The following is a 21530-nucleotide window of genomic DNA, read 5'->3' as shown; positions in this document are numbered from 1 at the left end:
TTTTATTAAGGTGTTTTTGTGAAGTACTTTAAAATAGGCCAACTCCAGATTTTAAGCAAAATACGAGCAGATTTGTTTATCACATAATAGTCTACATAAATAGAAAAAATAGTTTTAATTTGGATATAGACGATTTCTTTATTTTTTTCGGCTTGCCAATTTTCAGAAACAACATTTAAAACCCAATAAATATAAATTTGTCTGGATCTCCTAATCATTTTACGCTGATCTTTTTTTGGCAAATAACTAACTATAACAGAGGTTACTTTAGCTAGATCTTTAATATTTTGACCATTTCTATAACTTTGCCAAGTAATTGAATTTTTATGCTCGCGATATTCTGCCAAAACTTTTGGAGTGTAAGCTGTGGGATATTGTTTTGCGATTCTTGCCCACATTTCCCAGTCTTCACCATAAGTAACCAAATAAAAACTACCTAATTTTTCGTATACTTCGCGTTTTACGCAAATTGTTACATATTGAAGCCGGGGATGTTCAGCTAATTTATATAACCAATTTTCTAATATTCCTTCTTCCTCTGCCTCAATACGAGATACATGGGAAAAATCACCTTCACTTGTTATGTAATTCCATGCGCAATAAGCAGCACCAGCCGTAGGATACTTTTCAAAAAGATTTGTAATTGTAGTGTAATAACCCGTTTTTACACGATCATCTCCATGCAATAAATGAATATATTTTCCTCTAGATCTATTAATGCAGGTTTCAAAATTTCTAAGACTACCAACGTTTTGTTTCTGGCTAAAATAGCTTACACGGCCTTTCCCCACTTTTCTCACCAATTCTTCAACATGACTATCTGTACTACAATCATCTATTACTTCTATTTGCATTAAATCTATTCCCATATCTTGTTGCAACACGCTTTGTATAGTTTCGGACAGATATTGGGAACAGTTATATGCTGGAATCATCACCGACCACAGAGGACGGTGTAAATCATCCTCTATTGGAGAAATATTTGGAGGTGATGTAGGTATTCTTTGCACTATTATAAGTTTTTTAAATCATTTTCTACAGGGTTTAATAACAATGGAAAATCTGGTCGTACATACCCCCACCACTTGTCATACCAGTTAATACTATCACGATAATCTGCAATATCAAACATCAAACATTCTTCATATGAAAATAGTTCAGACGAAGTATCTTTTGCAAAATATAATGTAAAATAATAAGATCCATCATTCAGAAAGTTTCCCGGAATTTTACATTCTCCTTCAATGATACCCTTTTTATAGCTAGCTGGTTTTGAAGGAATGTCGAATATGCATTCACCAGCTAATGTAAACAGTAACAAATCGGTAGATAGCACTATATTATCACTGGCATTATAAAATCTAAACTTCACTGTTAGTGGAGTTCTAATATCCACAACATCATTGGGATCTTTAAGACCAGCGATAAGTTCTACATACATGACTCTTATAAAATCATTACCCGGTGCTTCATTAAGGGTGGGATATTTCTTTACCCAACCTTTTTTGTGCAATGTGTTTAAATAATCATTGATAACTGTTTTGGTATTTCCTTTTGAACGAATACTTCCTTTATCTAACCATAAGGCTTTTGTGCAAAGATTATTTACTGCTTGCAAATTATGACTCACAAATATGACTGTACGACCACTTTTGCTGGTCGCATCGTTCATTTTTCCGAGGCATTTTTTTTGAAAATCAGCATCGCCGACAGCCAAAACTTCATCAACAATGAGAATATCTGGCTCTAAATGTGCTGCAACAGCAAAGGCTAAACGAACATACATACCAGAGGAATATCTTTTTACGGGTGTATCAATAAATGCTTCAACACCTGAAAAATCAACTATTTCATCAAACTTTGCAAATATTTCAGTTTTTTTCATTCCCAATATAAGACCGCTAATAAAAATATTCTCTCTACCAGTAAGTTCAGGGTGAAAGCCGGTTCCAACCTCCAATAGACTACTTATACGACCACGACCACGAACAATACCTTCAGTAGGTTTAATAATTCTAGATATCACTTTTAATAAGGTCGATTTTCCAGCCCCATTGCTTCCAATGATTCCTAATGCTTCACCTTGTTTTAATTCAAAATTAACATTTTTGAGTGCCCAGATCATATCGGCGTTATCAATCTTGTTACTTCCATTGATATATTGATTTGGGTTCTCCCTTTTAAGAATTTCGCGTTCCCACCAATATTGCATATCACGACGTAAAGACCCCGAACCTATACTTCCAAGTTGGTACATTTTTGAAATATTTTCAGCCTGTATTACAATATCCGACATATTTTTTTTATAAAATATCTATTAATTTATCACTCATTTTATTAAATAGCATAATTCCAAAACATCCAATAATTACCATAAAAACGGCACTATACATTAGTAAGAATGTGTTTAAAGTACCAGTTCCTAAAAATGCAAATCTAAAATATTCAAAGAGTGATGACAACGGATTAATAATTACCAACCACTGCATGTTTTCAGGCACCATACTTAATGTGTAAAATATTGGGCACACAAACATTAGCAATCGTATAATAAGTTGGATTAAAGCTGTAAGATCTCTGTATTTTGCTGTAAGTACCGAGAAAATTAAACCGCCACCAAACCCAATACCTGTTGTTATTACTATTATAGGGAAAATTAAAAAGATTCTAGAAATATCGAAATGTAAATCACCTATTATAGAAAAGTATAAATATGTAGCAAACAATAAAAGAAGCTGAATACTAAATAATATCAATTGAAGCCAAAGAGTAGAAATGGCAACTATAATTCTGGGAAAATATACTTTAGAAAAAATTTCAACATTTAGGGAAAAGGTTTTTGAGGTTTGTAAAAACATTTCTGAAAAAAGATTCCAAAGTGTAATACCAATAAGATTAAATAAAAAAGGCGGTACACTACCCGTAGAAATTCCAATAACACGATTAAATACAATCACATAGGTAATTACCGTAAGCAAAGGTTGGAGTAACGCCCAAAAAGGACCTAATAAAGTTTGTTGATATAAACCAAGAAATTCTTTTCTTGCTAATTGAAGTATTAAATCTTTATAAGATACAAGTTCCTTAAAATTAAGGTTCCACCACGATGTTTCTGGTTTAATTTCCCATTCCCAATTTAATAATTCATGATCAATTTCTTTTTTACTCATTATCAAAAATTATTTAATTTTATCTTAGACACATTCTTTTTAGTGCTGTACCATAAATTTTCAATTTGCTTATATCTTAAAATGTACATAGAATAAAATCGAACTATCCACAAAAGCGTTTTATAATCCTTACTTATACTCCAAGCACCCCTAATTTGCCTAAATGCAGCATCTTTGTTATCAAGTAGTAAACTATTAGCAACTTTAGCACAATATTTTGCATAATATTTTAAGGATGCTTTTTCTATTTTGGATTGTTTATTAACTGGTATATAATTTTTTATGATGTTGATAACCTTTTTCATATCCATAACATTTTGGCCACTAATAAAACTGTTATGGCTTATTCCTATACCGTGATTAACTCTATAAAAAGCTAGATATTTAGGTGAGTAAGCCATTGGAAATTTTGATGCTATTCTGGTCCACATTTCCCAATCTTCACCATAATGAACGGCAAAAAAACTGCCTAAAGTCTCGTATGTAGTGCGCTTCACAACAATTGCTGGTGGTTGTATTAATTGTTGTACAGCAATCATATCAATAAAATTATGTATCTCACCTGGAGAATCAAGAATTTTTTTGTTTTTAATGTCAACTAATTTATTCTTGCTATCAATATATTTAAAATTAGTAAAAGCAGCCCCAGCTTGTGGGAAATTGTGAAATAAAGTTTCTATTTCATTATAGAACCCAAAATCTATTTTATCGTCCCCATGTAAAAGGTGTATATATTTTCCTTTGGAACGATTTATACACGTTTCAAAATTCCTTAAACTCCCAACATTTTCTTGTTGCCTGTAATATGTAATTCGACCTTTTCCAACCTCATTAACTAGTTTTTCAACGTCACCATCGGTACTGCAATCATCAATAACTTCAATTTGCATTAATTCGCTACTAGGGGCTTGTTGAAGAACGCTGTTTAATGTGATTTCAATGTAATTAAAACAATTGTAAACGGGTATCATTACTGACCACAAAATAGAATCGTTACCATTGTAAGGTTTTATTTTCGGAGGGTTTTCAGGTGTTTTGTTAAACATTAAACAGGAGAGATTTTAGTTAAACAATTTTAAATTGTTTAATTTTAAAAACAAATATATTTAATATTATGTTTCGAATTAAATATTTTACTACTAAAGTGTAATTTATATATATATCTCATTAAATCTTTCAGAAATTGATCATACCATAAAAATGTATTTTTAAATTTAAAATAATTTAGATTAGATGTAAGTAAGCGGCATATATAATAATATCAAGGGAAACCAAACTTACACAACTTTTAAATATAAAGCACCCAATTATTTAAGCACCCATGTTTTTAGTATGGAATACCGCCATGGTAAAGGAAGGCATGAAAAGTGGTATTGCAGGTTGTATTCCTGCTTTAAATTACGCATCCGAAAAGCGGTTTTCGTCGGGCATTCCAAGGGAGGTTATGTGGCTTTGGCTTTCGCCGAAATGTTTCCTATAATGATAAAAGGCTTGGTTTTGATGAATTCAACTTCAAAAGCCGACAGCGAGCAGCGAAAAACAAATCGTGATCGCGCCATAAAAGCCGTAAAGAAAGATTATGCCGGTTTTGTCAGACTTTCTATTGCTAATTTAATCAATCCCTGCAATCGAGGAAGACTAGCGGATGAAATCGAAAAAGTAAAGAAAGAAGCGTTGAAAACACCATTACAAGGAGTTGTTGCCTCACTCAAGGGAATGAAAATAAGAAAAGACAGATAGACTCAATTACAAACTTCCTCTTTTCCACTTTTACTGATTTTAGGAGAAAAAGATCCCGCTTTATTATACAAAGATTCACTAAAACAAATAGAAAACACCAGTGTAAAGCTTGTTACTTTTCCTGATGGACATATGAGCCACATTGAAAATCGAGAAGAATTAAAAAAAGCATTGTTAGGATTTATTAAGGGAACTTAAACTTTCTCTTCAAAAGGAATGGTTTCATCCAGAATTTCAATCAACATCAACACCATTTCATCTAAATAATTGGTTAGAATTTTGGTGTCAATTGTCGTGCCTTCTTCTTTGCCCTCTTTAAAATTAAAAGCCAAAAAACCTGATTTTAAATTTTTGAAAGAAATAATTCCAGCTTCAATCGGCTTCGAATTTGCGTGTTCTTCATACATGAATGCATACGCTAGCACTTGAATAATTTTATCGTTTTTAATATCTTCGGTTAATCCTTTCCATGATTTTAAAGTGACACTCGATTTTTCAACCTTACCCGTTTTATAATCGATAATTCGAATCACTCCGTTACGCTCTTCAATTCTGTCAACATTTCCCTTAATCAATACAGGAAACGGTAAACTTGGATGTTCTAATTTTCGTTCAAATGTTTGTTCTAATGCGATAATCTTAATTGCATCTCCTTCTTTAATAGTTTCTAATTCTACTTTCAAAAAATTAGAAACATTGCGCTTCGCTACTTCAAAAGCCAAAAGATTCCGCCCTTTTTTGATTTCACCCTCTTTGTAAACCAACTTGAATTGTTTCAATACTTCTTCATCCAAAAGTTTAAAGCAACTTAAAATATCATTTTCAGTCAAAAATTTTCCAATAAAAGGCGTGTATAAAGCTTCTAAAGTTTCGTGAATAATAGTTCCTAAAGTATTCAATGCAATATTTTCCTCGACTTCTTCCACTTCGCTGATGCGCAAAATCTTTTGGAAATAGAACTGTATCGGATTTCTAATATAACTCGTCAAGGCCGAAGGGGAAAATCCTTTTTCTGAAATCTCCTTCAATCGAGCCATCACCAATTCCGATTTTGGAACTACCATAGGTTGGTAAGCTGTTTCTGGGAGAACAGCATTGTAGATTTCGTGTGTAAGATTGTGTTTTGGCTGTCTTTCAACTTCTAATTGCGTGATGAAACGACTTTTTTCGCCCGCATCTAAACCTTCACTTTCGGTATTGTAAATCAAGTAAATGTTTTTGGCCCGTTGTAATAAATGGTAAAAGTGATAGGTGTAAATGGCGTCTTTTTCTTTGAAAGTGGGCAAACCCAACTCCCTTTTTACATCGTACGGAATAAATGAATTTTGTGATTTTCCTGCAGGTAATTTCCCTTCATTCATCGAAGTAATGATAACAGTATCAAAATCTAAAACACGGCTTTCTAAAACACCCATAATTTGCAAACCATTCAAGGGTTCCCCTTCAAATGATACTTCGGCCAAATCAATGACTTGTTTATAAATCGCATAAAGCGTCTCAATTTTATCAATATGAGTGTGCTTTGAGTAATAATTAATCAGTTTGTTAATTGTCTTGAAAATAGAATAAACAAAGGCTTTTGTAATCTTTTCCTCGTCGTTGTCATTACTTAAATTACTTTTAATCTTTAATAGCAATTTTGAAATGGTTTCTAAAACCGGTATCGATCCATCTTCCCATTTTTGGAAAAGTAAAAGAAACAAATCACTCGGATTTGGATTCAAATCCATCAATTTGTGATGCGTAATGAACGTATAATTATTGGTATTGATAACCGTAACTAATACAGCTGTATTTGCATAGGGTTCAACTAAAGGATGTGTTAAAATATCCAAAACATCTTTGTAATACAACACATAGCTTTTGGCGTTTCTGGACAAGGCATTGGTGTGCATTTTGAACAATTTGGCAATTAAAATCTGCGCTGGGTTGTTCTTGCTTGAATAACCCATTGTAACATTCAAAGCACCAACTGTTGATGGTAAAGAATACAATAAAGGAACCAACAAGTTTTCCTCTCCAAGAACTACTGCGACTTTGTCTAATGTTGCACTTGGATTATCTTTTATGATATTTTCGATAATACTTCCCGCAATTTTAGTTTGACCAATTGACTTTGGTGTGCCAATAATCTGAATATTTTTAGTTTCTGAAAAATCATCCACGATCCATTCAAAAGGATTTGATTTGTAGTGTTTCCAATTTTGTTTGAATCTACGAACAAATAAACCTGCATCGTGAAAAGGGTCGTTTAGAAACGTTTGATCAACATCCCAATATACTTTGGCTTGGTCACTAGCAATAAGATGTTGGATTATTTTTTCTTCAGATGCATTCAATGCGTTAAAACCACCAAATACAAATTTCTTCTCTTTTATAGTATCTGTAAAATAATTGAGATTGTGTACCGCTTCACGATAAATCAATCCTTGGTAACCAATTCCTTTATTTAGTAAGTGAGAATAAAGTGATTGATAATAATTAGGCAAAAGTTTCCAGAAATCAATGTAATTTTCTAGTAATTGGGTTTTGTTTTCTACTTCTATTCCCCATTTTTTTATATCCTCGATGTCTTTTAAATAGGAAAGTACATGTGATGGATTTAATAAGTAACGATCGATTTCATTGAAATCCTGAAGTAATGTTTTAGCCCAATTAGCAAATAACTCAAATGATTGCTGACTTGACTTTTCCGTAATTAACAAATAAACTTCATAGAACTCAAACAATAATTCTATGGGATCTACGGAACGAATTCCGGCAATTTCCTGAATAAACTCTTCGATACTGATAATTTCAGGAGATAAAACAGTGTTAGAAACTTGCTTTTTTAGTGCTTCAATAAGAAATATTTTAGCCCGCTTGTTTGGTAAAACAACAATAGTTTTCGAAAGTTGATCTGAATATTTATCAATTAATATTGATGCAAGTTTGTCTAAAAAAGAAATGTCAGTCATTTTATAAAAATAAAAAAAAACCATGATAAATCGAGGTTTTTCGAATTAATTAAAAGAATTTATTTGTTTAAAATAACTTCTGTTCTTCTGTTTTCTGCTTTACCGGCAGCGGTTGTATTTGTTGCAATAGGTTTTGAAGCTCCATATCCAATGGCAGTTAATTTAGAAGCACTAACGCCTCTTGCTATTAAAGCTTCCTTAACAACATTAGCTCTTTCTTCAGAAAGTATTTGATTGCTTTCGGCTGAACCTTCATTATCCGTATGACCCTCAATTGTAAAACTTGCATTTGGGTATTTACTTATGATTACTGCAATTACATCCAGTCTTGCAGAAACATTCGCTGATTTGAATGTTGTTTTACCTGAATTAAAGTAAATTGAATTAGCTTCAGTTCTAATGCTATTTATTGCTTCATCAGATACTTCTGGACATCCTTTATTATTCTCAGGACCAGCAACTGTAGGACAAGCATCATCTTCATCATCTACACCATCATTGTCTGAATCTATCAACGGACATCCTCTATTCGCTTTAAGTCCCGTTACAGTAGGACATTTATCCTCTTTATCAATAATTCCATCACCGTCTCTATCTGGACAACCTCTATAAGCACTCAATCCTTTAGTATCTGGACATTCATCATCTTTATCTGCAACACCATCGCCATCAGCATCAGGACAGCCGCTCAATGAAGCCAACCCAAATACATCGGAACATGCATCACTACTATCAGAAATCCCATCTCCATCAGAATCTGGACAACCCTTGAACTGTTTTAATCCTTTAATATTAGGACATGCATCTTCATTATCATAAACTCCATCTTTGTCTTTATCATTACCTCCAAAATTATACGTAAGACCTGCAGTATGTAGTAAATGTGAACGATTACTATCGTCAAAAGCTTTTTTGAATGTAGTATCAAATGCTAAACCGATATTTCCATTAAGCCAAAAAGTTAATCCAGCACCACCATTAAGAGTAGCAAAACTATTGTCTCCCCAAGAAGTATAACCTCCGCCTAAATGCAAAGAGGGATCAATTACTTTAGATTTAATGAAATTCATTAAACTATACTTAAAACTTCCGTCAAAACCATAATACTTTAAATTCCCAGGATTTGTTACAATATATTCTTTACCGTTTTGAACAGAGGCACTAGAATTATAAGTTACTAATTTGACGATGTTATTATAAGACCCTTGAAAGTCGACAGTCAAATTATTTCCTACTGACCTTGCAATTTTAAGATAAATTGCCGAAGGATGCACATTCCAGTATTCTTTTAAATTAAAAGGCTGAGAAAATGTATTATTTATAAAAGAGGAACTTCCTCCTGCAGTTGCTCTTGAGTCAACAACATTAAAACCAAAAGAAAGTGCCCATGAATTATTGTTGACCTGTGCATGGGAACTCAATGTCAACATCAATAGTAAAGCAAGTAATAATTTGCCTAGTTGCTTCATACTTAATTTAGTCATCTTATAATAAAATTTTAATTTTTAAAGCAAAAAAAATAAACTCTTATGAAGTAAAAAACAAATATTCTACTTCCTCAAAACCTTCCTATTTAATCACTTCTAGGATCCTTAACTTAAAAAAAAATATTTTTTATGTTTTTTTTTAAAATTAATACTATTTTATGAATAAAAAAAGCGCCTCGATTTATCGAGGCGCTTTCTGTATTATTTAAAAAAGTGTATTAATTTTTTAAAGACACTTCTGTTCTTCTGTTTTGTGCTTTACCAGCAGCAGTTTTATTAGTAGCGATCGGTTTTGATTCACCATAACCAATTGTAGTTAATTTAGAAGCACTAATACCTCTAGCAATTAAAGCCTCTTTTACTGCATTAGCTCTATCTTCAGAAAGTTTTTGGTTATAAGAATCGGAACCATCACTATCTGTATGACCTTCGATAATAAAACTTGCAGTTGGATATTTGCCTACAATTGAAGAAATTGCATCCAATCTAGCAGGAACATCAGTTGATTTAAAAGTTGATTTACCCGAATTAAAGTAAATTGACCTAGCTTCCATTTTAATACTAGATAATACTTCAGCAGTTACTTCAGGACACCCTCTATTACTAGCAGGACCAGCAACTGTAGGGCAATCGTCATCTTTATCAGCTACTCCGTCTTTGTCAGTATCAATTATTGGACATCCACCATTAGATTTAGGACCAGCTACCGTAGGACATTTGTCTTCTTTATCAGTAATTCCATCTCCATCATTATCAGGACATCCTTTGAATGCGGCTAAACCTTTAACATCTGGACAAGCATCATCTTTATCAGCAATTCCATCTCCATCAGTATCAGGACAACCGTTTAAAGCAGCTAAACCAAATACATCTGGACAAGCATCACTACCGTCAATAATTCCATCTCCGTCAGTATCAGGACAACCATTGAATTGTTTCAAACCTTTAACTTCTGGACAAGCATCATCTTTGTCATAAATTCCATCTCCATCAGTATCTTTACCTCCAAATTGGAAAGTAATACCAGCAGTATGTTGTAAATGTGAACGAGCACCATCATCAAAAGTCCTTTTGTATGTAGTTTCAAACGCTAAACCAACATTTTCGCTAAACCAAAACGTTAAACCAGCTCCTGGATTAATAGTTCCAAAACTATCATCCCCCCAAAAAGTATAACCTCCACCAATACGTAGCGATGGATCGATAACTTTAGATTTGATTAAACTCATAAAACTGTATTTAATATTGGCATCAATACCATAATACATTAAATCTCCTGGATTAGTTACTACATATCCAGCCGCACCTTTATAAGATACTAATTTGTCAATTTTATTAATAGACCCTTGCAATCCAACAGAAAAATTATCTCCTACTGATCTTGCAATGCTAAGATAAGATACAGATGGAAGTATATTCCAATTTTCATTCACATTTAATGGTTGAGAAAAAAATGTATTTACTTTGCTCGTTCCGCCACCAGCAGTAGCTCTAGTGTCAATTGCATTAACACCAAATGAAAGTGCCCATGGGTTGTTGCTGTTCTGTGCATGAGAGCTCATCGCTATCACCATTATCACTGCAAATAAAAATTTGTCAAGATGTTTCATACTTAATTTAGTTTTTTTTTAAAGTTATTATTATTAAAATTTTGAAGCAAAAAAATATATGAAACAAAATAATTATTTTGTTTCCCCAACTGAATCCAATTAAATTATATAACTAAAATGAAAACCAGTTTATATTTTTCGACAAAAATAGCACTATTTTTACTAATAAAAAAAATGTAATCTTAAATTTGCATTTATTTGTTTTATATGATAAGAAGAATTAAACCTAATTCTTAATTAATGAATATATATAACAAAAAAACCTGGTTTAATTAGCAAATCATAATTTTAAGAAAAAGTAAAAAGAACGCAATTAAACTATAACAGTTCAATAAGAAAAGTAAAAAAATCAACTTTATCAGACTCCGTGATCGAGTACTAAACCCATAAGCTTACTTTTATAAAATGTAAAACAAACAAAAACGCCTCGATAAATCGAGACGTTTTCTAATTTTTAAAATACAATATAGAAGAAATTATTTTTTAATTAAAGACACTTCAACTCTTCTGTTGTTCGCTTTTCCTTTAGCAGTTTTATTAGTATCAATTGGTTTAGTTTCACCATATCCTGTATGCTCTAATCTATTCGCAGCAATACCATTTTCAATTAAGTAATTTTTAACGGCATGTGCTCTGTCTTGTGATAATGTTTGGTTTAATTCATTAGAACCATCGCTATCTGTATGTCCTTCAATCATAAAGGTTGTATTAGGATATTCTTTCAAGATTGACGTAATAGATTGTAAAACTGTGAAAGATTGGCTTTTGAAAGAAGATTTTCCAGAATCAAACAAAATTGTTTTACCATACTCGTTTAATTGTTTCAATACTTCAACAGTTACTTCAGGACACCCTCTATTACTAGCAGGACCAGCTACAGTAGGACAATCGTCATCTTTATCAGCCACTCCATCTTTGTCAGCATCTAAAACTGGACATCCATCATTAGATTTAGGACCAGCTACAGTAGGACATTTGTCATCTTTATCTGCAATTCCGTCTCCATCAGTATCAGGACAACCTTTGAAAGCAGCTAAACCTTTAACATCTGGACAAGCATCATCTTTATCAGCTATTCCATCTCCATCAGTATCAGGACAGCCGTTTAGAGCAGCTAAACCAAATACATCTGGACAAGCATCGCTACCGTCAATAATTCCATCTCCATCAGTATCAGGACAACCATTGAATTGTTTTAAACCTTTAACTTCTGGACAAGCATCATCTTTGTCATATATTCCATCTCCATCAGTATCTTTACCTCCAAATTGGAAAGTAATACCAGCAGTATGCTGTAAATGAGAAGGAGCAACTGGAGTACTAATATTACCCATTATATTTCTATCTCCAAAAGATTTTTTAACAGTCGTTTCTAATGATAAACCAACATTTTCACTAAACCAAAATGTTAATCCAACACCACCATTAACGGTACCAAAACTATTATCTCCAAAAAAAGTATAACCTCCGCCTAAATGCAAGGAAGGATCAATTACTTTAGATTTAATTAAACTCATTAAGCTGTATTTAACGCTTCCGTCAATACCATAATACATTAAATCTCCAGGATTAGTTACTACATAGCCCGAACTATTATGTCCAGGAGCAATTGGATTATAAGTTACAAATTTATTAATTTTATTAATAGACCCTTGAAGTCCAACAGAAAAATTTTCCCCAACTGATCTTGCAACACTTAAGTAAGATACAGATGGTAGAATATTCCAGTTTTCTTTTACATTAAATGGCTGTGAAACAGCATTAATAAAGTCAGATTGCCCACCTCCAGCTGTTGCTCTAGTGTCAACTGCATTAACACCAAAAGAAAGTGCCCAAGGATTGTTGCTGTTCTGTGCATGAGAGCTTATAGCCATCACCATCACTACGGCAAGTAAAAGTTTGTTAAGATGTTTCATACTTAAATAAGTTTAGTTAATATTTAGTTAATTTTAAACAAAAGTAATCCGTAATTTTTTAACTACATAATAAAAAGTTAAAAAAAACACTTATAAATGTGAATTATATAACATTTAGATTCTTTCCAACTTGAATAAAAGCATTAATCGCATTATCAAGATGTTCTTGAGTATGAGAAGCTGACAACTGAACTCTTATTCTCGCTTTATTTTTTGGAACCACAGGAAAAAAGAAACCAATCACATAAATTCCCTTTTTTAGTAATTCATCTGCCATTATTTGAGCCAATTTAGCATCGTATAGCATAACGGGAACTATAGCTGAATCGCCATCTACAACATCAAAACCCGCTTTTTTCATTCCAACTTTAAAATAATTAGTATTCCATTCCAGTTTATCCCTTAATGAGGTGTCTTTTTCCAATAATTCAAAGACTTTGATTGAAGCACCAACAATTGCAGGCGCCAAGGAATTAGAAAACAAATAAGGTCTAGAACGTTGTCGTAACAATTCAATAATTTCTTTTTTGGCAGTAGTATAACCTCCCATCGCTCCGCCAAGTGCTTTCCCAAGTGTTCCAGTGATTATATCAACTCTTCCCATTACTCCTTTTGCCTCAAGTGTTCCTTTTCCAGTTGCTCCAATAAATCCTGCTGCGTGACATTCATCAACCATTACCATCGCATCATATTTGTCCGCTAAATCACATATTTTGTCCAAAGGAGCTACAATACCATCCATTGAGAAGACTCCGTCAGTAACAATTAGTTTAAAACGCGCTCCAGCCTCATTGGCTTTGATTAATTGTTGCTCCAAATCTTCCATATTGCTATTTTCATAGCGATATCGTGAAGCTTTACATAGTCGAACCCCATCAATAATTGAAGCATGATTCAAACTATCCGATATAATAGCATCATTTTCATTTAATAACGGCTCGAAAACGCCACCATTGGCATCAAAAGCGGCCGCATATAAAATCGTATCTTCAGTTCCGTAGAAATCCGATATTTTATCCTCTAATATCTTGTGAATGTCTTGCGTTCCACAAATAAAACGGACTGAAGACATTCCAAAACCATGTGTATCCATCGTATCTTTGGCCGCTTGGATTACTTCTGGGTGAGATGACAATCCCAAATAATTATTGGCACAAAAATTCAAAACCGTCTCTCCATTAACAGTAATTTCCGCTCCTTGTGACGAAGTGATTATTCTTTCTTTTTTAAAAATTCCATTATCTTCAATAGCTTGAAGTTCTTCTTTCAAATATTCTTTAATTTTTGAATACATAATTCAATTTATTAATAGTTAATACCATAAATAGCAAAACACAAAGTCTTTACAAATTTACTATTTCAATTTCCTTTCCTATATAGATTAGTGCTTTGCTTGTCACTTTGTATCCCATATTTTCGATTGCATTTTGATAATTTTCTAATTGCAATTGATATTTAGCATTATGAAATCCTGTTTTATAATCTAACAATAAAACTTCCTTGCTCTTAGTCAAAACCATACGATCTGGTTTTATTGTTTTATTTTCTTTTTGAATAATTGTTTGCTCGTTCAAAACCTCATTCCCTTCTGCAAAATAATCCGAAAGCGACACATGGTTAACAATTTCACTAATCGTTTTAAAAACCAATTCTTTTTGACTAATCGTAATTAAACCATTTTCAATTGCTTTTATAATAGCTAAATCAATATCTTTTTGTGTTTTTACAAAAGACAATATTTCGTGAATAACATTCCCATATTCTATAGCTTCTTGCTGATGCGTTCCCCACATTAAAGATTCTTTTTGAGCAATTTTAATATTTTTGGGATTTAAAATTTCTGAAACCAAAGGAATAGTTTTCGATGTATCTACATGTTTTTTACCTATCGACTGTTTTACTGGATTTCCAAATTCATATTCCAATGTGTTTTCATCGTGCAGATTTTTATTTATCAAGTAATTAACAAAAAACGATGCCATATTATTTGGATATTCTCCCGTTTTTTTATTAGGAATCAATGATTGAGAAATGACATATAATTGCTCTTCTGCACGAGTTAGTGCCACATACAAAACATTAATATTGTCTAATAATTCTTCCTGTACTTTTTGATCATAAACCAGTTTTGCATTCGCACCAAATCCTTCAACCGCTTTATTATTGTCAATTAAAACTTTTGACAACCCAAAATCATCCTTTTCAGTGGTAATCCACAATTTATTTTTGGGGCTGCGGCTATAATCTTCATCTGCAAATGGCATAATAACAACAGGAAATTCCAATCCTTTCGATTTATGAATAGTCATTATCCGAACAGCATTGTTCCCTTCGGGTGATGGAATACTGAATTTTTCTGAATTTTTATCCCAATAATTCAGGAAGTCCGATATTCCAGCTTGATTCCGAATGTCACGCTCGAGTACAATATCCAAAAAGTACTGAATATAAGAGTTGCTATTAGCGGGGTTCAGGAATTTAGAAACAATGATTTCCACCGCTTCATACAATGATTTTTTTCTACTATTTTGAAAAGATAAATTCACATCAAAACTTTCTAACCATTTCTCGAAATCCTTTTCATCTGTATACAACATTCCTTGCGCTATAAAATTGTGTATAGGCAATTTATCTTGTTTATTTTGAGCTAAAAAATATAAGAAATTGGCTTTTGATTCTTTATCTGAATTGTTTTTTAAGTATTTTAATAGATGAATGATAAATCGAACTTCGGTAGCATTTTGAATCATCAAGGTTTCTGATGACAATAGCGGAATACGCTGCTCTGTTAGATAATTAGCAATAGCGATTCCTTGACCTCGTTTTCTAGTTAAAATTACAATGTCTTTGTACTCAAAACCTTGTTCTAAAACTTTTTGAATGGTTTTTAAAGTTGCCAAAACATATAATTCTGTTTTATCCAACGCTTCTTCGTCATCAATAGAATCCTCTTTATCTAAAACAGGAAGAAAAGAAATATTTACATAGCCACCTGTTTTATCATTTGATTTTTGATGACTGTGATTTTCGTATAAATCTTTATAATCTAGATTAGCAAATTGAGAGGACAGTAACTTGAAAAATTCGTTATTAAAGTCAATAATTTGAGAATAACTGCGGTAATTTTTATCTAAATGCTCTAAAACTTTATCGGGATTATTAAATGGATTGTGGTCTTTACTCAACTCAATAAATTGTTCCGCTTTTCCGCCACGCCAACGGTAAATAGATTGTTTTGGATCGCCCACAATCATCAAAGTGCCTTTCTCTCCATCAATTTCACTGGAGGTGGAATTATCAATAAGTGGAATCAAATTTTGCCATTGCATTTCTGAAGTATCCTGAAATTCATCAATAAAAAAATGACGGTAGCGTTCGCCCAATCGTTCATATATAAAAGGCGCTGGTTGATTTTGAATTTCACGGTGAATGATGGAGTTGAATTCAGTTATAGAAAGTACATTTTGTTCTTCCTGAATTTTTGCCAATTCGTTACTTACCGTATTCAACAATGATAATGGTGTGATGTTTTTTAGGAATGCATTGTAGAAATCTCTTTTTTCGAAATTCTTATAGATTTTTGCGAGAATTAGTACTAATTCTGGGATTATATTCTCAATCAAACCTACGTCCTTAGCCGTTTTATTGATTTTAATATCTTCAGATTTGTGATACGTTTTGTTTTTTGGATTGAATTTCCCTTCTTGAATGCTTATTAAATGTTTTGGAAAATAAGAGCCAGAAAATGATTTGGTATCGATTCCGTTTTTCTCAATCAACGACAATGCACTTTCTGCCAATTCAGCATTTTCCTTTTCTAAATCTTTGCAAGCTTTGGTGAGTTTGCTTTTAATTTCTATAAATTCGGTGATGGATTTGTTTTGGAAATGTGTAATTTCATTTCGGTTGTTTTCATTAAGCACCAAACGACCCGTATCTAGAATCTCGCGAGAGATATCCCAAGATTTGTCGTCGTCTGTTTTTTCCATCGTGAAATCGATAAGCAATTTGGTTAAAGTTTCATCTTCACCGGCTTGCGCAATGATGGCGTCGACGGCTTCGACTAACAAATTCTCTGTATCCAAAGTCACTTCGAAAGTCATTGGCAAACCTAAATCGTGAGCAAAGGCCCGAATGACTTTATGCGTAAATTTATCGATAGTAGAAATATCAAAAGCGGCATAATTATGAATAATATGCTTGATGATTTGCTGGGATTTGGTTTTTATTTGCATGATAGAAAGCTCCGTTTCTATTGCCAAATGCTCCATTAAATCTAAGGCTTTTTCGCTAGGCTCGTCTTTTGCAAACTCAGATAAACTACCAACGATCCTGGATTTCATTTCGTGAACCGCTTTATTAGTGAACGTAATAGCTAGAATATTACGATAGACATCATTTTTTTTGGCAACAAGGATAATTTTCAGGTATTCTTTGACGAGTGCATAGGTTTTTCCTGAACCCGCTGAAGCGTCATATATGGAGAATGATGGTCTTTGCATAATACTTTTAGATTGAAGATTAACTATTTCAGATTTGTTTTATGCTCAAATACTCTAGCCCAGATTGAAGTGGAAATCCTTTTTCTGGCTCCTTTAGCCAGGAAAAGATTGCAATGGAAAGCTGGAAATAGCTCCGAAATAAACAGCTATCAATTAATTTAATAAAACTATAACGAAATAGAATTTCCAATTCCAAAGTTAATTGTTTAAATTTGAATAAAATATTTATAAATCATTAAATAACTATATTATGGCATTTGAATTACCAAAATTACCTTATGCGTATGACGCACTAGAACCACATATTGATGCACGCACGATGGAAATCCATCATTCAAAACATCATAATGCTTATACAACTAATGTTAATGCTGCTATTGCAGGAACAGAATTAGACGGAAAAAGTATAGAAGAAATATTGAAAAATCTTGATATGAAAAACATGGCTGTTCGTAACAACGGCGGTGGATTTTATAATCACAATTTGTTCTGGACAGTAATGTCTCCAAATGGAGGTGGATTACCTAGTGGAGAATTAGCGGCTGCAATTGATAGCGCTTTTGGATCTTTTGATGCATTTAAAGCAGCATTTGCTAAAGCTGGAGCTACACAATTTGGCTCTGGATGGGCTTGGCTTTGTGTAAAAGACGGTAAATTAGAAGTTTGTGGAACACCAAACCAAGATAATACTTTAATGCCAGGTGTAGGATGTGGTGGAACTCCAATCTTAGGAATGGATGTTTGGGAGCACGCTTACTACTTGAACTATCAAAACAGAAGACCTGATTATATTGAAGCTTTCTTTAATGTAATTAACTGGGCTGAAGTAGCTAGAAGATATGCTTTAGAGAAATAGTCTAACGCAAAAACCTTCTAGATGATAGACGAATAGACTGAAAAGTTTGTTCGTCTATTTTTTTTGATTTCTTTTCTAATAAAAAAACGACTTTTAGATAATAGATAAATCACCTTTTCATCTATTATCTACTAGTCTATTATCTATTTTCTTTTTCTTGACTTTATTCCAATAAAAAAGGTGAAATTTCTTTCACCCTTTTTGCCCCAAATCTACCATAAACTTAACCTACTAATATTATGGTGAGTCAAAGATAAAGGTACAATTTCCTTTCGACAAATAAAATAGTTGAAATGCTTAAATAGTCGTTGAAATACCTAAATCTCTGATTTTTAATATGCTCTAGCGTTTTTTCCTTCATAAAAATTCATAAATGCCTTATTTACAACACGATTTCCTCCAGGAGTTGGATAATCTCCGGTGAAATACCAATCCCCTAAATTCTTAGGACAAGCAATATGTAAATTCTCAACTGTTTGGAAAATAATTTTGACTTCTGCATTGATTTCAGGTGTACTCAAAAGCTGGGCTATTTTATCTGAAACTTCTTGCGGTTTGAATGGTGCGTATATTTCAGTTACAAAATTGATTATTTCGTTATCTTGTAAGTCTTCCTGTTTTTTACATTTGAGGTATACTTCGTCGACTATATGATATAAATTTCTTTCTTTTAGTAGTTCTAAAGCTGCTTGGAACGCCACTAAACCTTCAAGTTTTGCCATGTCTATTCCATAACAGTCGGGATAACGAATTTGCGGCGCAGATGAAACGACAACAATACTTTTTGGTTTCAAACGATCCATCATTTTGATGATACTCATTTTAAGTGTCGTTCCGCGTACTATACTATCGTCTATAATCACCAAATTATCAGTTGGTTTAATAACTCCATAAGTTACATCATAAACGTGAGCCACTAAATCATTACGACTGCTGTCTTCGGTAATAAAAGTCCTCAATTTGGCATCTTTGATTGCTACTTTCTCCGTTCTAATTTTAACCGACAGGATTTCCTCGAGTTTTTCTTTTGTTAATTTTTTTCTGTTTTCAAGAATATAATTATTCTTTCTTTGATTTAAGAAATCTTGAGCTGCTTCAACCAATCCGTAGAACGATGTTTCTGCAGTATTTGGAATATAAGAAAAAACTGTGTTATCTGTATCGTCTTCAATAGCTTCTAAAACCGCTGGCAAGATTAATTTCCCAAGATTTTTTCTTTCTTGGTATATTTCAGCGTCACTTCCTCGAGAGAAATAAATTCTTTCGAAAGAACACGCTTTTTTAACTGTTGGAGGTAAAATTTCTTGTTCCGTTACAGTTCCATTTTTTTTGATAATTAATGCGTTTCCTGGTTTCAACTCTTGGACTTTATCAAAATCTATGTTAAATACTGTTTGAATCACAGGTCGTTCAGAAGCTACAACAACAATTTCATCATCTTCATAAAAATAAGCTGGACGAATTCCGGCTGGATCTCTAAAAACAAAAGCATCACCATGACCCAGAAGTCCTGCCATAGCATATCCTCCATCGAAATTTTTGGAAGCTCTAGCCAAAATCCTTGCAACATCTAATTTTTCAGCTATTACTGGCGATGCTTCCCTTTTTGTTAAACCATTATTTTTACATTCTTGGTATAAATCGGTGACGGCATCGTCTAAGAAATGCCCTATTTTTTCCATAACAGTAACTGTATCAGCCATTTCTTTTGGATGCTGACCTAAATCAACAAGACTTTGAAAAAGGTCTTTTACATTAGTCATATTGAAATTTCCTGCCAAAATCAGATTTCGATGCATCCAATTGTTTTGACGTAGAAATGGGTGAACACTTTCGATGCTGTTTTTTCCAAAAGTTCCATAACGAACATGCCCCAAAAACAATTCACCTATGTAGGGTATTTTGTGTTTTTGCAAAGCTACATTATCAACATATTCCGGATTTGACGCTAATTCATCGTTTATCCTATCGTTTATTTGGGCAAATACATCCTGGATAGGTTGTGAATCATTCGAACGAACTCGGCTTATATACCTTTCCCCTGGTTCTACATCTAGTTTGATACTTGCAAAACCTGCTCCATCTTGACCTCGATTATGCTGCTTTTCCATAAGAAGATACATTTTTTGCACTCCATAAAAAGCCGAACCATATTTTTCTTTGTAGAATTCTAATGGTTTTTTTAATCTTAAAAGGGCAATGCCACATTCATGTTTAATTGCGTCACTCATCGTATTGTAGTTGTAGTTATTATTTTTTTATTGAAAAAGCCCCGTTTCCGAGGCTCAAGTATTTTATATTATATTTCTATATCAAATTGAGTTAACGATTTGAACTGTTTCAATCTCGCGTTAATTTCTTCTTTTTCAAGTCCAAGCATTCTTTCTGTTCCAAATTTCTCAACACAAAATGATGCCAAGTTAGAACCATAAATGATGGCGTTTTTCATATTTTCGAATGATATGTTTTCGCTTTGTGTAATAAATCCAGCAAACCCACCTGCAAAAGTGTCTCCAGCTCCTGTAGGATCAAAAACTTCTTCTAATGGCAATGCAGGCGCAAAAAATATTTGATTCTCATGAAACAATAACGCACCATGTTCTCCTTTTTTGATCACTACATATTTAGGACCCATCTTTTGAATTTTAGCGGCTGCTTTTACTAGAGAATATTCTCCAGAAAGTTGTCTCGCTTCTTCGTCATTAATAGTAATCACATCTACTCTCTTGATAACTTCCATTAATTCAGGCAATGCACAATCCATCCAAAAATTCATGGTGTCAAGAACCACTAATTTAGGTTTAACATCCATCTGATCTAAAACACTGCTTTGTACCAATGGATGCAAATTTCCAAGCATCACGACATCGGCAGTTTTAAAATTTTGTGGCACTTTTGGCTGAAAATCTGCCAACACATTTAATTCTGTAGCCAAAGTATCTCTAGAATTCAAATCATTGTGATACAAACCACTCCAAAAGAAGGTTTTTCCTCCTTTAACTACTTCAAGACCTGAAATATCAATATTTCTGTCGGTCAATAAATCTATATATTCTTGTGGAAAATCGTCACCAACAACTGAAACAATTGCAGATTGAAGATTAAAATTAGATGCCGAAAGTCCTATATATGTGCCCGCTCCACCTAAAATCTTATCAGTTTTCCCAAAAGGAGTTTCAATAGCGTCGAAAGCAACAGTTCCAACAATCAATAATTTGTTCATTTTTTGAAATTCGAATTAAGCGGCAAAGATAGTTTATAAGTTTTAGAGTTGCAACGGGTCTTAATTGTA

Annotated in this window: 14 protein-coding genes; 2 read left to right on the top strand and 12 right to left on the bottom strand. The window is 32.9% G+C overall.

What is annotated here, in order from left to right; genetic code table 11:
* Window positions 1–5: 5 nt before the first annotated feature.
* From E0F76_RS03740 to E0F76_RS03725, 4 genes are read right to left on the bottom strand one after another with little or no spacing between them, the layout of a single operon-like run.
* A complete protein-coding gene (locus E0F76_RS03740) occupies window positions 6–1010 on the bottom strand; it encodes a glycosyltransferase family 2 protein (protein WP_132001523.1) in 1005 nt (334 codons plus the stop codon).
* Between the two features lie 2 nt (window positions 1011–1012).
* On the bottom strand, window positions 1013–2296 hold the full coding sequence (locus E0F76_RS03735) for an ABC transporter ATP-binding protein (protein WP_132001521.1): 1284 nt from the start codon (window positions 2294–2296) through the stop codon (window positions 1013–1015).
* Between the two features lie 7 nt (window positions 2297–2303).
* A complete protein-coding gene (locus E0F76_RS03730) occupies window positions 2304–3170 on the bottom strand; it encodes an ABC transporter permease (protein WP_132001519.1) in 867 nt (288 codons plus the stop codon).
* Window positions 3171–3172: 2 nt separating this feature from the next.
* Window positions 3173–4216 (bottom strand): glycosyltransferase family 2 protein, encoded by a 1044-nt coding sequence (locus E0F76_RS03725; RefSeq protein WP_132001517.1) that lies wholly within the window; start codon window positions 4214–4216, stop codon window positions 3173–3175.
* A 400-nt stretch (window positions 4217–4616) separates the two neighbouring features.
* Here E0F76_RS03725 and E0F76_RS19965 point away from each other — a divergent pair, with 400 nt between their 5' ends.
* A complete protein-coding gene (locus E0F76_RS19965) occupies window positions 4617–4910 on the top strand; it encodes a hypothetical protein (RefSeq protein ID WP_342773050.1) in 294 nt (97 codons plus the stop codon).
* 194 nt (window positions 4911–5104) lie between these two features.
* On the opposite strand, the gene E0F76_RS03715 is transcribed toward E0F76_RS19965, so the two are convergent.
* From E0F76_RS03715 to E0F76_RS03690, 6 genes are all read right to left on the bottom strand, one after another.
* On the bottom strand, window positions 5105–7867 hold the full coding sequence (locus E0F76_RS03715) for a PD-(D/E)XK nuclease family protein (RefSeq protein ID WP_132001515.1): 2763 nt from the start codon (window positions 7865–7867) through the stop codon (window positions 5105–5107).
* Window positions 7868–7926: 59 nt separating this feature from the next.
* Complete coding sequence (locus E0F76_RS03710) at window positions 7927–9351, bottom strand: OmpA family protein (RefSeq protein ID WP_342773049.1); 1425 nt, start codon at window positions 9349–9351, stop codon at window positions 7927–7929.
* A gap of 221 nt (window positions 9352–9572) precedes the next feature.
* Window positions 9573–10964, bottom strand: a complete 1392-nt coding sequence (locus tag E0F76_RS03705) for an OmpA family protein (protein WP_132001512.1) — start codon at window positions 10962–10964, stop codon at window positions 9573–9575.
* A 476-nt stretch (window positions 10965–11440) separates the two neighbouring features.
* Entirely contained in the window at window positions 11441–12880 is a 1440-nt protein-coding gene (locus tag E0F76_RS03700; protein WP_132001510.1) for an OmpA family protein, read from the bottom strand.
* A 103-nt stretch (window positions 12881–12983) separates the two neighbouring features.
* A complete protein-coding gene (kbl, locus tag E0F76_RS03695) occupies window positions 12984–14174 on the bottom strand; it encodes a glycine C-acetyltransferase (protein ID WP_132001507.1) in 1191 nt (396 codons plus the stop codon).
* Window positions 14175–14223: 49 nt separating this feature from the next.
* Window positions 14224–17382, bottom strand: coding sequence for a UvrD-helicase domain-containing protein (locus E0F76_RS03690; RefSeq protein WP_132001505.1), 3159 nt, complete (start codon window positions 17380–17382; stop codon window positions 14224–14226).
* A gap of 250 nt (window positions 17383–17632) precedes the next feature.
* Here E0F76_RS03690 and E0F76_RS03685 point away from each other — a divergent pair, with 250 nt between their 5' ends.
* On the top strand, window positions 17633–18238 hold the full coding sequence (locus E0F76_RS03685; protein WP_132001502.1) for a superoxide dismutase: 606 nt from the start codon (window positions 17633–17635) through the stop codon (window positions 18236–18238).
* Window positions 18239–18570: 332 nt separating this feature from the next.
* On the opposite strand, the gene E0F76_RS03680 is transcribed toward E0F76_RS03685, so the two are convergent.
* The gene (locus tag E0F76_RS03680; RefSeq protein ID WP_132001499.1) at window positions 18571–20469 is read right to left on the bottom strand and encodes an amidophosphoribosyltransferase; all 1899 of its coding nucleotides are present in this window, start codon (window positions 20467–20469) and stop codon (window positions 18571–18573) included.
* Between the two features lie 68 nt (window positions 20470–20537).
* Window positions 20538–21461 (bottom strand): PfkB family carbohydrate kinase, encoded by a 924-nt coding sequence (locus E0F76_RS03675; RefSeq protein WP_132001496.1) that lies wholly within the window; start codon window positions 21459–21461, stop codon window positions 20538–20540.
* Window positions 21462–21530 lie beyond the last annotated feature (69 nt).

The organism is Flavobacterium cellulosilyticum, from assembly GCF_004349355.1.
GTDB lineage: Bacteria > Bacteroidota > Bacteroidia > Flavobacteriales > Flavobacteriaceae > Flavobacterium > Flavobacterium cellulosilyticum.
This window is presented reverse-complemented; position numbering and strand designations above follow the sequence as displayed.